Origin of the sequence: Mesorhizobium dulcispinae (assembly GCF_033977345.1) — a bacterium.
GTDB classification, from domain to species: domain Bacteria; phylum Pseudomonadota; class Alphaproteobacteria; order Rhizobiales; family Rhizobiaceae; genus Mesorhizobium; species Mesorhizobium dulcispinae.
Genome location: NZ_JAVIIY010000006.1, coordinates 165,242 through 179,624 on the forward strand (window position 1 = coordinate 165,242; position 14,383 = coordinate 179,624).

13 protein-coding genes and 1 tRNA gene are annotated in these 14,383 nt (G+C 65.2%); 12 read left to right on the forward strand and 2 right to left on the reverse strand.

Annotated elements, in window-relative coordinates; genetic code table 11:
- Positions 1-443: 443 nt before the first annotated feature.
- Positions 444-1,406 (forward strand): D-alanyl-D-alanine carboxypeptidase family protein, encoded by a 963-nt coding sequence (locus RFN30_RS15520; protein WP_320262964.1) that lies wholly within the window; start codon positions 444-446, stop codon positions 1,404-1,406.
- A gap of 283 nt (positions 1,407-1,689) precedes the next feature.
- Here the strand turns inward: RFN30_RS15520 and RFN30_RS15525 are convergent, their stop codons facing one another.
- Positions 1,690-2,139, reverse strand: coding sequence for a universal stress protein (locus tag RFN30_RS15525; protein WP_320262965.1), 450 nt, complete (start codon positions 2,137-2,139; stop codon positions 1,690-1,692).
- Between the two features lie 492 nt (positions 2,140-2,631).
- On the opposite strand from RFN30_RS15525, the gene RFN30_RS15530 reads away from it, so the two are divergent.
- From RFN30_RS15530 to RFN30_RS15555, 6 genes are all read left to right on the forward strand, one after another.
- Complete coding sequence (locus RFN30_RS15530) at positions 2,632-3,558, forward strand: DUF1003 domain-containing protein (RefSeq protein ID WP_320262966.1); 927 nt, start codon at positions 2,632-2,634, stop codon at positions 3,556-3,558.
- 251 nt (positions 3,559-3,809) lie between these two features.
- Positions 3,810-3,886, forward strand: a tRNA-Arg gene (locus tag RFN30_RS15535).
- Positions 3,887-3,992: 106 nt separating this feature from the next.
- Positions 3,993-5,723: an adenylate/guanylate cyclase domain-containing protein gene (locus tag RFN30_RS15540; protein ID WP_320262967.1), complete on the forward strand. Its 1,731-nt coding sequence runs from the start codon at positions 3,993-3,995 to the stop codon at positions 5,721-5,723.
- Positions 5,724-5,784: 61 nt separating this feature from the next.
- Complete coding sequence (locus tag RFN30_RS15545; RefSeq protein WP_320262968.1) at positions 5,785-5,928, forward strand: hypothetical protein; 144 nt, start codon at positions 5,785-5,787, stop codon at positions 5,926-5,928.
- Between the two features lie 155 nt (positions 5,929-6,083).
- Entirely contained in the window at positions 6,084-6,401 is a 318-nt protein-coding gene (locus RFN30_RS15550) for an ArsR/SmtB family transcription factor (protein ID WP_320262969.1), read from the forward strand.
- On the forward strand, positions 6,398-6,883 hold the full coding sequence (locus tag RFN30_RS15555) for an SRPBCC family protein (RefSeq protein WP_320262970.1): 486 nt from the start codon (positions 6,398-6,400) through the stop codon (positions 6,881-6,883). The genes RFN30_RS15550 and RFN30_RS15555 overlap by 4 nt, the downstream gene beginning before the upstream one ends.
- A 371-nt stretch (positions 6,884-7,254) precedes the next feature.
- On the opposite strand, the gene mocR is transcribed toward RFN30_RS15555, so the two are convergent.
- Positions 7,255-8,730, reverse strand: a complete 1,476-nt coding sequence (gene mocR, locus RFN30_RS15560) for a rhizopine catabolism transcriptional regulator MocR (RefSeq protein WP_320262971.1) — start codon at positions 8,728-8,730, stop codon at positions 7,255-7,257.
- 565 nt (positions 8,731-9,295) lie between these two features.
- Here mocR and iolE point away from each other — a divergent pair.
- From iolE to RFN30_RS15585, 5 genes are read left to right on the forward strand one after another with little or no spacing between them, the layout of a single operon-like run.
- Positions 9,296-10,207 carry a myo-inosose-2 dehydratase gene (gene iolE, locus RFN30_RS15565; RefSeq protein ID WP_320262972.1) on the forward strand — a complete coding sequence of 304 codons (912 nt, stop codon included), beginning with the start codon at positions 9,296-9,298 and terminating at the stop codon, positions 10,205-10,207.
- 26 nt (positions 10,208-10,233) lie between these two features.
- Entirely contained in the window at positions 10,234-11,331 is a 1,098-nt protein-coding gene (locus tag RFN30_RS15570; protein WP_320262974.1) for an ABC transporter ATP-binding protein, read from the forward strand.
- Positions 11,328-12,641 (forward strand): extracellular solute-binding protein, encoded by a 1,314-nt coding sequence (locus RFN30_RS15575; protein ID WP_320262975.1) that lies wholly within the window; start codon positions 11,328-11,330, stop codon positions 12,639-12,641. Before RFN30_RS15570 ends, RFN30_RS15575 begins: the two co-directional genes overlap by 4 nt.
- Positions 12,641-13,546 (forward strand): carbohydrate ABC transporter permease, encoded by a 906-nt coding sequence (locus tag RFN30_RS15580; RefSeq protein WP_320262976.1) that lies wholly within the window; start codon positions 12,641-12,643, stop codon positions 13,544-13,546. Before RFN30_RS15575 ends, RFN30_RS15580 begins: the two co-directional genes overlap by 1 nt.
- Entirely contained in the window at positions 13,543-14,361 is an 819-nt protein-coding gene (locus tag RFN30_RS15585; RefSeq protein ID WP_320262977.1) for a carbohydrate ABC transporter permease, read from the forward strand. The genes RFN30_RS15580 and RFN30_RS15585 overlap by 4 nt, the downstream gene beginning before the upstream one ends.
- Positions 14,362-14,383: the final 22 nt, after the last annotated feature.

The window sequence follows — 14,383 nt, forward strand, 5'->3', positions numbered from 1 at the left end:
GCCGATCCCCCCGATTCCAAGCCGCAAGCATCATAGCGGCAAGGGGGTGTGGATGGCAAAGCGGGTGAAATCGCTCCGAGCACCAAGGTTTCGCGTCGACCTTGCAACGCCGGCGATTAGCGAAAGCCTAGGCAGCATCCGATCTCCCCCCCTTGCGGGGGAGATGTCCGGCAGGACAGAGGGGGGTGTGAAGGATCACGGCCTTTCGACATGAGCCATGTTAAATCCGTCTGAGGACATAGCTTCGCTTGGCGGCAGGTCGGCGGGACAGCACCCCCCTCTGCCCTACCGGGCATCTCCCCCGCAAGGGGGGAGATTGGCAGCTTCGCCGATGGCGCCCAGTCCGGGATGCATTTGCGTGTTAAAATCGCCGTTAACCAGTTGGACGCGGCGGGCGCGGTAGGCTAGCTTCGCCGCATCTCAGCAACAGCTTAAGAACAGTCTTGTCCTATCTGCGTCCCTTGCCCTTCATCCAGAAACTGATCGCCGCGCTTGCCTTTCTGGTGCTGGTCGCCGGCTGCACGACTGCCGCGCCGCCGGAAAGCGTGCTCACCGTCCCGGCGCAGCCGCAGAAATACGCGGCGATCGTGGTCGATGCCTCGACCGGCAAGACGCTGTTCGAGGTCAACTCGACGGCGCAGCGCTATCCCGCCTCGCTGACCAAGATGATGACGCTCTACATGCTGTTCGAGGCGCTGGAGAGCGGCCGGGTGACCAAGGAAACGCAGATCCCGGTTTCCGATCACGCCGCCTCGCAGCCGCCGACGAAACTGCGCTTCCGGCACGGCGAGACGATCGACGTCGATTCCGCCATCCGCGCCATGGTGGTGAAGTCGGCAAACGACGTGGCGGTGGCGGTTGGCGAATATCTGGGCGGCGGCAGCGAGGACCAGTTCGCCGCCATGATGACGGCCAAGGCGCACCAGCTCGGCATGACCAGCACCAACTTCCGCAATGCCTGCGGCCTGCCCGACGACGGCCAGGTGACGAGCGCGCGCGACATGGCGGTGCTGGGGATGGCGCTCGAGCACCGCTTCCCGCAGCATTTCCACTATTTTTCGGAAAGCGACTTCATGTTCCGCGGCCGGCTGGTGCGCGGCCACAACGACATGCTGGGCCGGGTGCGCGGCGTCGACGGCATCAAGACCGGCTATATCCGCGCCTCCGGCTACAACATCGTCACCTCCTATAATGCCGACGGCAGGCATCTGATCGCGGTGGTGATGGGCGCCCAAAGCGCGCGCCAGCGCAACGACCATGTCGAGGCGCTGATCCAGCGGAGTCTCACGACGACGACGGCGGATGCGAAGCCGCAGCTGATGTATGCCGGGCAGCAGCCGGCCGGTTCGCCGCTGCCCGGCGTGCCAATTCCCGGTGTGCCGGCGCCTGGTTTGCCGGCGCAGTAGCACGTGCAGAAACTTTGAAATGCCGGCGGGACAGCACCCCCCTCTGTCCTGCCGGACATCTCCCCCGCAAGGGGGGAGATCAGATATCACGCCGGCCTTCGCCAATCACCAAAGTGCGAATTGAGTGCGCCGGCCTCGGGGCTGTCAATCTCCCCCCTTGCGGGGGAAATGTCCGGCAGGACAGAGGGGGGTGTGAAGGAATGCTACCGATCTCGCCTTGTGCCGACCGGAAGCGCAGGAAGCCGCCGTTTGCAGGCCGGCCTCACCTGAATATCAACGTGCCCTACCGCACCACCAGCACCGGGATCTCCGTCAGCGACACCACTTCCGCGGTCTGGCTGCCGAGCACCAGCCGGCCGATGCCGCGGCGGCCGTGCGAGGCCATGACGATCAGGTCGCAGGCCTGCGTGCGGGCCGTGTCGAGGATCGCCTCGGCGGGCGTCTTGTTCTCGACATGCAGGACCTTCGCGCCCACGCCGAGCTTATCGGCCTCGGCCTTGCACTTCTCCAGCACCTCCCGGGCATATTTGCGCGCGCTTTCCTCGTAATTGGTGAGCTCGTCGGCGGCGACATAGCCGGCCATGGCGCCGCCCCAGGCCAGCGCCGGGAACGGCTCGGAGACGGTGACGAAGGTGACGGCGGCGCCGAGGCCCTTGGCCAGTTCCAGGCCGTGGGCAACGCCCTTGCCGGCCAATTCCGAGCCGTCCGTGGCGATCAGGATGTGTTTGTACATGGTGGCGATCCCTCTTTTGCGGGGCGATGCGCGCCCCTGGTGGCGGGAGCCTGCGATCAGGCCTGAACCGGATATAATTTCCCTATCAGGCCAACCACAGGGGGCGGCATGACCTGGATCAAGGCCAGGCGGCGCAGATGATTGCACCAGCCGAAGAACGGACAATCGCCGACGGCGCTCCCCCGCTCCGTCTCGGCTTCGCCGAGCCACCTCTCCCCCGCTTCCGCGGGGGCGAGGAACCCAAGTTTGCGGAGGGTCGCGCCCTCAGCGATTGGCGTTTCCTCGCCCCCATGAAATGGGGGAGAGGTGGATCGGCGCGCAGCGCCGAGACGGAGCGGGGGCAGCGCCGCATATGCGATTGCACGCAGAGGCCGGCGAAGAGGCGCACCCCATCACAAGAACTTGTTCGGTCACACGACCTTCACACTCACCATGGATATGCCGCGCCGGCTTGGCGTATCGTATCGGAAGCCGAGAACAGGAGTACTGACCATGGCCGGCGACCCGAAGACATCCGCACAAAAGCAAATTGACGACGAGACCGAGAGCGGCGGCGAGTATCTCGAGGCGGCCACCGTGCCGGAGGACCAGCACGAGGCGGCGGACGAGATCCTCGAAGCGCCGGAGGTGCCGGATTCGGAGCCGACCCCTCCCGGCGCGGCACGGGTGAAGCCGAAGAAAAAGCCGTCGGCGATCAGCGGCAGAAAGTTCCGCAAGCGCGACCTGGTGCGCATCGACGATCTGAGGCCGAGCCTCTCCGACCGCATCCGCTCCGACCATCCCGACCTGCCGCGCGGCGCCCGCATCAGCCGCCAGGAGCTCTCGCGCTACCGCATGCGCTACATGGAGGAGTTGCTGCAGCAGGAGCACGGCGAATTCTCCGAGCTCGACCGCCAGGTGGTGGAATCGATCGCGAGGCAGGACACGATCTCGGAAAACTCGGAAGAGGAGTTCGAGGAGCACCGCTCCTTCGCCGACCGCGTCTCCGACACTATGGCCGAGTTCGGCGGCAGCTGGTGGTTCCTGATCTCTTTCGCGGCGGTGCTGCTGATCTGGATCGGCATCAACCTTTTCGAGGGCGCGGTCGGCGCCTTCGACCCCTACCCGTTCATCCTGCTCAACCTGATGCTCTCCTGCATCGCCGCCATCCAGGCGCCGGTGATCATGATGAGCCAGAAGCGGCAGGAAGCCAAAGACCGACTGCGCTCCTTCAACGACTACCGGGTGAACCTCAAGGCAGAGCTGGAAGTGCGGCACCTGCACGAAAAGCTCGACTACCTGATCTCGCGCCAATGGCAGCGCCTGGCCGAGATGCAGCAGATGCAGCTCGATGCGATGCACGAGCTGACCGCGAAGAAGCCGAAGCGGGCGACGAGAGGGGTGCGGCGGAGGACGGCGAAGGTCGAGGCGGAGGGGTGAGGGCGGGCTTGCGCCTAACGACGCTGAGAAGGTGCGACGGATTGCCGAAGCAGGGGCGCCGCCTCTAATCGCACGATCAGCGAGACCGTTCGGCCTCAACGCCGGTGTAGCCGCCGGAGGCATGCGAAATCCTGCCCCAGGATCGCGAATATCCCGCCATGCCAATTGCCCGTTGAAGCTGGGGGCGGCTTCCGCTAAGAAGCCGTGGCTGGCCGGCTCACCGGCTGGTTCGTTTTCCGGTTTCCCGGGAAGCACCCGTAGCTCAGCTGGATAGAGCGCTGCCCTCCGAAGGCAGAGGTCACAAGTTCGAATCTTGTCGGGTGCGCCAATTTTCACCACTCCAGAACAAAACCGGGGACCGGGCGCCCAGATGGACATCTCCGGATGGTGCCAATACCATATGTGCGAGTGAATCTTCTGAGGCGCCCACCTCAATGGCCGAAGAACGCGTCCAGCGCCGTCTTGCCGCCATTCTGGTCGCGGACGTGGTCGGTTACAGCCGTCTCATGGAAGCGGACGAGCAAGGAACCCTCAAGATCCTGAAGGCGCGACGGCGCGATATTCTGGCTCCCCTGATCACGCGATATCGAGGCCGCCTGGTCAAGATCATGGGTGACGGTGTTTTGGTCGAGTTCGCCAGCGCGGTCGATGCCGTCCAATGCGCCGTCGATCTCCAGTACGGCACGGCCGAGGCCAATGAAAGTTTGCCGGACTCCAGGCGGGTAATCCTGCGAATCGGCATCAATCTCGGTGATATCATCGTGGACGGTAGCGATCTTTACGGCGACGGCGTGAACGTTGCCGCTCGGCTGGAGGCATTGGGCGAGCCTGGGGACATCTGCGTTTCGGGCAACGTTTACGATCAGGTCAAGCGGAAGGTGGAGACCGGTTTCGACGATCTCGGGCAGAAGTCATTGAAGAACATTGCTGAGCCCGTGCGTGTCTACAGGGTGCGGCATGCGGCAATTGCAGAGCGCAAAGGCGAGCCCGGACCGCTGCCTCTGCCGTCAGAACCGTCGATCGCCGTACTGCCTTTCACCAACATGAGCGGCGACGCCGAACAGGACGTGTTCACAGACGGGTTGACTGAAGACCTCATCACCGATCTGTCGCGGAACGCCAGCCTGTTCGTGATCGCCCGCCATTCGACCTTCGCCTACAAGGGAAAGTCGATCGATATCCGGCTGATCGCCCGTGATCTTGGCGTCCGCTATTTGCTGGAAGGCAGCGCCCGCCGCGCCGCCGGTCGTGTGCGCATCAACGTTCAGTTGATCGATGCCATCACCGGAAATCATCTTTGGGCGGACCGTTTTGACCGCGATCTTGAAGATATTTTTGCTGTGCAGGACGAGGTGACCGCAAAGATCGTCGAGGCTCTGATCGGCCGCCTGGCGAAACAGCCGCCGCGTAATCGGCCAAACAGCTTGGAAGCCTATGATCTTTGCGTGCGTGGGCGGGCGCTGATCGGAATTTCGCCGGCGGCGTCGCGCGAATCGCGTCTTCTGTTGCAGCGGGCGATCACCCTCGACCCGGATTATGCGGAGGCGCATCGGCTCCTGGCATTTCATCTCTGGCAGGCTTGGGCGCAATGGGGCGAGCCAGAGGTGCCCAACCGGCTTGTGGCCGTTGCCACGGCAGAAAAAGCCGTGAAGCTCGACCCGAACGATGCCGGCTGCCGCTTCGTCCTTGGCCACTTGCTGGCATATGAACGGCGCTGGTCCGCGTCGGATGCCGAGTTCGCAGCCGCGCTCGAGATTGACCCGAATTACGCCGATGCCTGGGCGGACCTGTCGGACTTTTCGGTGTTGAGCGGTAAGCCGGCCACCGCGATTGAACAGGTCCAAAAGGCACTCCGCCTGAACCCGCACCCGCCAAAGTGGTACTATTGGGATTTGGGGTTCGCGCAATACGCCGCTTGCCAGTATGAGTTGGCAGTCGTCACGCTACGCGATGAGGCCACGTACCAAACAATTTCGCGGCGCTTGCTTGCAGCAAGCCTTGCACAACTGGGACGAACGGACGAGGCCCGCCAGGAAGGCGCGCTGTTCATGGCGAGCAATCCACATTTCACAATCAGCCATTGGGTCGCTTCACAGCCCTTTCGAGATCAGGCGACGTGTGACCATTTCGTCGACGGTTATCGCAAAGCAGGTCTGCCAGATTGAACGAGAAGTGACCTGCGCAGCAATGACATAGCGGTGCCTCGAGCAGGACGCGATCGACGCCGTGAACCCCTTTTGCGGCTACATCGTCGTTGAGGCTGAAACCATTGAGGCCGCCGCCCGCCTCTTCGAAAACCACCAGCATTTCTCCGTCTTTCCAGGAGACGGCGTGGACATCATGCCCTTCCTCACCGACCCCACGATCTAACCCTTCGTCCAAGTCGCGACGCGACGCGCGTTCCGACTCCTCTGTTTTGTTCGCTTTGCCTGGGCGAGGCGGCGACCCGCATGGCGGCTGCGCCCTCCCGAGCAGCCACCACTCCCTCCCTTGACTCCATCATCAGTCTTCACTAATCATAAGTCATGACTGTTGATAGTGCCCAGCTCGCAGCCCTTGGCGACACCACCCGCAGGCGGATTTTCGAGCTGATCGCGGAGCGGCCGCGGTCGGTGGTGGAAATCACGCGGCAGGTCGCCGTGTCGCAGTCGGCGGTGTCGCAGCATCTGAAGGTGCTCAAGGATTCGCGGCTGGTGCGCGCGGAGCCGAAGGGCGCCAGCAACGTCTACCACATCGACCCGCACGGGCTTGGCCAGATGCGCGCCTGGCTCGACCGGTTCTGGAGCCAGACGCTCGCGGCCTACAAGCTGGCCGTCGAGTCCCCACCAGAGGAGTCGTCATGAACACCCAAGTCCCAATCGCGTCCGTGAAAAAATCCGTCGTGGTCGAGGCGCCGATCGAGCGCGCCTTCAAGGTTTTCACCGAAGGCTTCGGCAGCTTCAAACCGGCCGAGCACAATCTGCTGCCGGTCAAGATCGCCGAGACGGTGTTCGAGCCTCGCGTCGGCGGCCATGTCTATGACCGCGGCGTCGACGGCAGCGAGTGCCGCTGGGCGCGGGTGCTGGCCTATGAGCCGCCCAACCGGGTGCTGCTCAGCTGGGACATCAGCCCGCAATGGCGGATCGAGACCGACCCGGCCAAGACCAGCGAATGGGAAGTGCGCTTCATCGCCGAAACCACGCAGCGCACCCGCGTCGAGCTCGAGCACCGCAATCTCGAGCGCCACGGCCAGGGCTGGGAAAGCGTGCGCGACGGCGTCGACGGGGAGCAGGGCTGGCCGCTGTATCTGCAGCGCTATGCGGAGGTGGTGCGGCGGCGGGCGTGAGGGCCGGAGGCGTGTAATCGCATAGGGTGCTCCCCCGCTCCGTCTCGGCTTCGCCGAGCCACCTCTCCCCCCACATTCGTGGGGGTGAGGAAGCCTGGGTTTGCACGGTCGAGTTCCTTCGCACCCCCCTCTGTCCTGCCGGACATCTCCCCCGCAAGGGGGGAGATCGGCAGCTTCGGCGCTTCGCCTATTCTTACACCGTCGGAGATTGGTATAGGCGGTCGAGCGCTCAATCTCCCCCCTTGCGGGGGAGATGTCCGGCAGGACAGGGGGGTGCTGTCCCGCCGACGATCGACGCTTGGGTCTCCCTCCAGCGGAGGTCGGATGAGGGAGGCAGCTCTCCCCTATGCGATTGGCCGCCAGGGCCGCCGTCATTCACCCAACGTCTCGCGTATCGCCGCCGCCAACCGCTCCACGCCATCCCGCATCTGCGCCGCGTCGCAGGCCGCGTAGCCGAGCACCAGGCCTTGGGTCGCCGCGGTGTTCTGGAAATATTTCGACAGCGGCGAGACGTTGATCGCCCTTCGCGCGGCGGCCTGGCTGACCTTGATGTCGTCGATGCCCTCCTTGAGATAGCCCACCACCTGGATGCCGGCTTCGGCGGGGGAGAGCGTGATCTCGTCGCGCAAGCGCTCGGCGACAATCTCGCGAAAAAGCTGGCGGCGCTGGGCGTAGATGCGGCGCATGCGTTTGAGGTGCCGGCTCATATGGCCTTCGGTGATGAAATCGGCCAAGGCGGCCTGCAGCAGCAGCGGCGCGAACTGGCCGGTGGTGGAGATCGCGTTGACGATGCGGCCGGCGAGCTCGATGGGCAGCACCATGAAGCCGATGCGCAGCGCCGGGAACAGGAGCTTGGCGAAGGTGCCGACATAGATGACGCGGCCGGAGCGGTCCATGCTCTGGATCGCCGGCACGGGCCGGCCCTGGAAGCGGTATTCGCCGTCGAAATCGTCCTCGATCACCCAGCTGTTGGCGGTCTCGGCGATGTCGAGCAGGCGCAGCCGCTCCTCCATGCGCATGGTGATGCCGAGCGGATGCTGGCAGGCCGGCGTCACATAGATGAGGCGGGGCGAAAAATCCGGCACGTCGAGCCACCAGCCGCGTTCCTGGTCGACCGGGATGGGCAGGATTTTGGCGCCGGCCACGGTGAAGGCGGCCTTGGCGCCGTAATAGCCGGGCTCCTCCATCCACACCGTGTCGCCGGGATCGAGCAAAAGGCGGGCGAGAAGATCGAAGGCGGCCTGCGCGCCGGTGGTGACGACGATCTGGCCGGGACGGCAGCGCACGCCGCGCGCGGAGAACAGATAGCCGGCGATCGCTTCTTTAAGCGCCGGATGGCCGGTGACGTCATAGGTGCCGAACAGGGTCTCGCCGCCATGGCTGGCGCGGCGCGCCACCAGCCGGCCCCAGACGCCGAAGGGAAAGCTCGTCGCGTCCGGCATGCCTGGGTGGAAGGCAACGTGCCCCGGCCTGCCGTGGTGGCAGGGCTGGCTGAGCAGCTCCTCGCCTCGCCGCGAGGGCGAACGCAGCGGCACGGGCGGCATTTCTGCCGGCGCCTCGCGCGGGCCGTCGGGCAGGTCGACGATCACCGGCCGCGCGCCCTGGCGGTTGGCGAGATAGCCTTCAGTGACGAGCTGGTCATAGGCCGAGACGATGGTGTTGCGGCCAAGGCCGAGCTCGGCGGCCAGAGCCCGCGTCGATGGCAGTTCCGTGCCCGGCGCCAGCGTGCGGTTGCGGATGATGGCGACCAGGCCGTGGTAGAGCTGGCGGGAGAGATGCTCGGGGCTGGCGCGGTTCACGGCGAGCATGTCGAGGGGGAAGGCTTGGGGTTTGGGGTGGGGGCGCATGTGGGTTAACCTCTGCGGCCTGCTGGCAACGGAAGCTTCCAAAGAGCTCGCTTTGCGGCGTCGAGTTCCCGCCCACCCCCCTCTGGCCTGCCGGCCATCTCCCCCGCAAGGGGGGAGATCAGCTGTCGCCGTCGCACTCGCCAATCACCGACGTCGCAGAAAAAGAGCCGGCGACGGAGCTGCCAATCTCCCCCCTTGCGGGGGAGATGTCCGGCAGGACAGAGGGGGGTGCCTCGCGCCAACGATGGACGCTTAGCTCCCCGATACTGCGTGGATGCTTTCAGATTTTCCATCTCGTCCCCATCCTGCCACAGCCGCCGGCGCGCTGAAACTGGTTCCTTCATTTTCCGCAAAACTGGACCTCGCGATGGAGACAGAGCGGCGTAGACTTCTCCCGCTGACGTTGGGGTAAGACGTCGAGGCAAGACAGGTTCGGGCAAGGCAACTGGGAGGGCGTCTGGCCAAACGAACAGGCAGGGCTTTGCATCCTGCCGCCAATACCTGCAACCATTTCCCTCCCGAAACGAACGCCCCGCGGCCCGCTACCGAGGGCAGAAAGCGCGCAATGACGACAGTTCGACTTGGCATCAATCCGATCACCTGGACCAATGACGACGTGCCGGAACTGGGCGGCGACACGCCGCTCGAGACTTGCCTGAGCGAAACCGCCGAGGCGGGCTATGCCGGCACCGAGCTCGGCGGCAAGTTCCCTCGTGAGGCCCGCACGCTTGGCCCCATCCTCGGCCGCTACCGGCTGGCGCTGGTCTCCGGCTGGTATGACGGCCGCATCTGCGAGAAGGAGGTGGAGGAAGAGTTCGAGGCGATCCTGCCGCATCTGACGCTGCTCAGGGACCTCGGCGCGAATCATGTCGTCTATGCCGACACCTCGCGCGGCCGCCATGGCGCGATCCACGATCCGATCTCGCAGCGGCCGAAGCTTTCCGCCGAGGAATGGAAGCCCTACGGCGAAAAGATCACGCGGCTGGCCGAACGTTTTGCTGATTTCGGCGTCGGCATGGCCTTTCATCATCACATGGGCACGATCGTCGAGACCGACGAAGAGATCGACAGGCTGATGCAGACCACCGGTCAGGCGGTCGGCCTGCTCTACGACACCGGCCATTGCGCCTTTTCCGGCGGCGACCCGGAACAGCTCTTGCGCCGCCATGTGAACCGTGTCGTCCATGTCCATTGCAAGGATGTGCGCCCGGCGGTGCTGAAGAAGGCACGTGACAACGACATGGGCTTCATGGGCGCTGTGATGGAAGGCATCTTCACCGTGCCCGGCGACGGCGCGATCGACTATTCGAGCCTGCTCAAGATCCTGGCCGACAAGGGCTATTCCGGCTGGCTGGTGGTGGAGGCCGAGCAGGATCCGGCCAAGGCGCATCCCTTGACCTATGCTAGCATGGGCTACCGCAACCTGAAGGCGCTGGCCGAAGAGGCCGGCTTCAGGGTCGACGAGCGGAAGGGCTGACGAACAGCGGGGCGCCGGGGAAGGCGATGAGTTCGGTCCTGTACAGAAACGTGGTCAAGAATTTCGGCGCGCTCAACGTGCTGCGATCGCTCGACCTCGCCGTGCCCGACCACAGATTCCTCGCGCTGCTTGGCCCGTCAGGCTGCGGCAAGACGACGGCGCTGCGCATCCTGGCGGGGCTCGACATGCCGACCGCCGGCAAGGTCTTCATCGGCGAGCGCGACGTCACTCGCCTGCAGCCGCGCGACCGCGACATCGCCATGGTCTTCCAGAGCTACGCGCTCTATCCGCAGATGACGGTCGCCGAAAACATCGGCTATCCGCTGTGGATCCGCGGCACGCCGGAGGCCGGGCGCAAGGCCAAGATCGGCGAGGTCGCCGCCATCCTCGAAATCGGCCATCTGCTCGACCGCAGGCCGCGCCAGCTCTCCGGCGGCCAGCGCCAGCGCGTTGCGCTGGCCCGCGCCATCGTGCGTGACCCGGCGGCCTTCCTCATGGACGAGCCGCTGTCCAATCTCGACGCGCGGCTGCGGCTCACCATGCGCGGCGAGATCAAGCGGCTCTGCCAGCGCCTGGGCGCCACCACCATCTACGTCACCCACGACCAGGTCGAGGCCCTGACGATGGCCGACCTCGTCGCCGTCATGCATGGCGGCGAGCTGCAGCAGATGGCACCGCCCATCGACATCTACGACCGTCCGGCAAACCGCTTCGTCGCCACCTTCGTCGGCAACCCGCCCATGAACATCCTGCCGGTCGCGCTCGCCGAGCAAGGCGTGATGGCGGGCGAAAAGATCGTTGCGCTGGAGCGGACGCGGCTGACCGCATGCCGCCTTGCCGAGATCGTCGAGATCGGGCTGCGCCCGGAAGACTGCAGCGTCGCCCAACCAGACGAAACCGGCGCGCTGCCCGGCGAGATCTATGTCGTCGAGCCGATGGGCAACGAAACGCTGGTCAATGTCCGCCTCGACGGCGGCAATGTCTCGGTCCGGGCCGGCCGCGATTTCAGGGGCGCGGTCGGCGAAAGCATCGGCGTCGCCTTCGACCCGGCGAACGCCTGTTTCTTCAATTCGGCCGGCCTCACCGCCGTCCACAGGGTCAACAACAATGGGAGAGTGAAATGATGCATTCCAGCAGACTTACTCGCCGCTCCGTCATCAAAGGCGGGCTTGGCCTCGCCCTCGCCACCACCGCCCTCACCACGCTCGGCCTGCCCATGCCCGCCCCTGCAGCCGGCAAGAAGGTCATCATCGGCGCCTTCGCCGATGGCGGGCTGACGCCGTTCAAGCAGAAGATCATCCCGCTGGCGAAGGAGCAGGGCTTCGACATCGAGTTCCTCGAGGATGAATATGGCGTGACGCTGGAGAAGTGGTTCGCCGACGCCCAGAGCGGCGCCGGCCAGTACGACCTCTATCTCCTCGACGATCCGTGGGTGCCGCAGTTCGGCGCCGCCAACGTGCTCGAGGATCTCGGCGCCGGCGGCATCGACGGCTCCGACAAGGACTGGATCGGCTCGATGATCGACATGGGCTATTGGCCGCCGCAGCAGGGGCCGCGCGTCAAGGGCTTCGAGAGCGCCAAGCCGATGCTGATCTGCGTGCCCTTCGTCGGCGACCTGCAGACGCTCACCTACCGCAACGACGTCTTCACCGGCGGCGCGCCCAAGACCTGGGACGAGGTGATCGCCAAGGGCAAGGAAGGCGTCGCGGCCGGCAAGATCAAATACCCGGTCGTCTTCCGCGGCGTCTCCGGCAATCCGATCGTCACCAGCTGGTATCCGGTCTTCCTGTCGTTCGGCGGCTCCTTCTTCGACGACAAGTGGAACCCGATCTTCAACTCGGCCGAAGGCAAGGCCTCCGCCGATTTCTTCGTCGGCACGATGAAGCAGAACGCGCCGAGCGGCGTGGTCGAGTTCGACTCCGATCAGGAAGGGGCGGCGATCCTCGGCGGCGAGGCCGGCGCCATCATCCAGTATTCGGGCAATGCGCTGAAGGCCGACGATCCCGCCCAGACCAAAGTGGCGGGCAAGCTCGATTTCGGCGTCGTTCCTAGCCAAGAAAAGGCGATCGCGCAGATGGGCATCTTCATCGCCGGCGTGCCGAAATCGGCACCCAACAAGGCGAACGCGGTCGCGTTCCTGAAGTGGTATGTCAGCGCCGAGACCCAGGCCAAGCTGTCGGAGGCCGGATCGATCCCGGTCAAGCGCAGCGCCTTCGGCATCGCCAAGCCCGGCAACCGGCTGATCCCGGTCGCCCTGCAGCAGCTCGACGCCGGCGCGCTGCCGAGGCCCCGCACGCCCGACTGGGCGAAGGTCGAGGAACTGCTCGGCATCGAGCTCAACAAGGCGCTGCAGGCCGGTTCCGGCGGCGGCGCGGCGTTGGACACGGCCGCCAAGCAGGTCAAGGATTATCTCACCACGGCCGGTTACTACTGATGCAAAGCGGCACGCAGGCACGCAAATATCGCCTGCAGGGGGCGGGGCTCGACCTCGCCCTCCCATATCTCATGCTGGCGCCGGGCCTGATGATCGTGCTCGGCGTGCTCGTCTATCCGCTCTGGGACGGCCTCAGGGCCAGCACCAGGGCCTATCGCTATGGCTCGCCGATCTCCGATGTCGGCCTGCAGAACTATGTGCGCCTGTGGAGCGACACGCAGTTCCTCAACGCCCTCTGGATCACCGTGAAGTTCGTCGCGCTGTCGGTATCCTTCGAGGCCGTGCTCGGCTTCGCGCTCGCGCTGTTCTGCCTGCGCGAATTTCGCGGCATCCGCCTGCTCAGGACAGTGCTCATTATCCCGATGGTAGTCACGCCGGTCGTCGTCGCCATCGTCTTCCGGCTGATCTACGCCAGCGACGCCGGCATGCTGACGGCACTGTCGGAGGCCATGGGCGGCGGCGCGGTGCAGATCCTCGGCAACCCGCTCAATGCCTTCATCGGCCTCGTCGTGCTCGACGTCTGGGAATGGACGCCGCTGATGTTCCTGATCCTGCTCGCCGGGCTGCAGTCGCTGCCGCACGAGCCGTTCGAGGCCGCGCGCGTCGACGGCGCCGGCGCCTGGCGCGTCTTTGCCGACCTCACCTTCCCGATGATGCGTCCGGTGCTGGCGGTGGCGATCGTGCTCAGGACCATCGATGCCTTCGGCACTTTCGACCAGGTCTTCGTGCTGACCCGTGGCGGGCCGGGCGAGGCGACGAGGCTGATCTCGATCTACGGCTACGACACCGCGTTCAAGTTCCAGCAGACCGGCTACGCGGCAGCGCTGTTCGTGACCATCGGCCTCGTCGTGCTCGCGCTCGCCTTCAGCGCCATCAGGCTTTTGCGCAGGATCGACGCGTCATGAGCACCCGTCTGGCACGCATCCTCACAACCATCTTCATCCTGGCCGTTGTCCTGCTGCCGATCTGCTGGCTCGTCTCCACCTCGCTCAAGTCCAACCGCGAGATCACACAGGAAGGCACGCTCTACCCGCACGTGCCGACGCTCGACAACTATGTCCGGCTGTTCACCGAAAAGCAGTTCGGTTCCTACCTGACGAACTCGCTGGTGGTGACCTTCTTCTCCGTCGCCATCGCGCTGGTGGTCGGCGCGATGGGCGCCTATGCGATCGTCAGGTTCCGCCTGCCTTTCGCCACGGAGCGCAAGGTCGGTCTGTTTCTTCTGACGCTGCGCATCATCCCGCCGGTCGTCATCCTGATCCCCGTCTATCTCTTGATGCTGAGCCTCGGCCTGCTCGACAGCTGGCTCGGCCTGATCGCCACCTACACCGCCTTCAACGTCACCTTCTGCGTCTGGATGATGGAAAGCTTCTTCCGCGAGATCCCCGTCGATCTCGAGGAAGCAGCGATGGTCGACGGGGATTCGCGCTTCGGCGCCTTCCGCCGCATCACGCTGCCGCTGGCGGCCCCCGGGCTCGCGGCGACCGCGATCTTTGCCGTGCTGGTCACCTTCAACGAATTCCTCTTCGCGCTGGCGCTGACGGCGACGCCGCGCGCCATGACCATGCCGCGCGGCACCGCGACGCTGATCGGGCGCATAGATACCGACTGGGCCTCGATGGCGGCGGCCGGCGTCATCGGCGCGCTGCCCATCGTCTTCTTCGCGCTCCTGGTGCAGCGGCACCTCGTTCGCGGCCTCACCATGGGTGCCGTCAAGTGAACGCCGGCGAAACGTGAACTTG

Coding starts and splice junctions, on each gene's coding strand:
- RFN30_RS15580 (WP_320262976.1), top strand. CDS start 12,641: ATGCAAAGCGGCACGCAGGCACGCAAATATCGCCTGCAGGGGGCGGGG.
- RFN30_RS15570 (WP_320262974.1), top strand. CDS start 10,234: ATGAGTTCGGTCCTGTACAGAAACGTGGTCAAGAATTTCGGCGCGCTC.
- RFN30_RS15530 (WP_320262966.1), top strand. CDS start 2,632: ATGGCCGGCGACCCGAAGACATCCGCACAAAAGCAAATTGACGACGAG.
- RFN30_RS15575 (WP_320262975.1), top strand. CDS start 11,328: ATGATGCATTCCAGCAGACTTACTCGCCGCTCCGTCATCAAAGGCGGG.
- RFN30_RS15585 (WP_320262977.1), top strand. CDS start 13,543: ATGAGCACCCGTCTGGCACGCATCCTCACAACCATCTTCATCCTGGCC.
- RFN30_RS15540 (WP_320262967.1), top strand. CDS start 3,993: ATGGCCGAAGAACGCGTCCAGCGCCGTCTTGCCGCCATTCTGGTCGCG.
- iolE (WP_320262972.1), top strand. CDS start 9,296: ATGACGACAGTTCGACTTGGCATCAATCCGATCACCTGGACCAATGAC.
- mocR (WP_320262971.1), bottom strand. CDS start 8,730: ATGCGCCCCCACCCCAAACCCCAAGCCTTCCCCCTCGACATGCTCGCC.
- RFN30_RS15550 (WP_320262969.1), top strand. CDS start 6,084: ATGACTGTTGATAGTGCCCAGCTCGCAGCCCTTGGCGACACCACCCGC.
- RFN30_RS15555 (WP_320262970.1), top strand. CDS start 6,398: ATGAACACCCAAGTCCCAATCGCGTCCGTGAAAAAATCCGTCGTGGTC.
- RFN30_RS15525 (WP_320262965.1), bottom strand. CDS start 2,139: ATGTACAAACACATCCTGATCGCCACGGACGGCTCGGAATTGGCCGGC.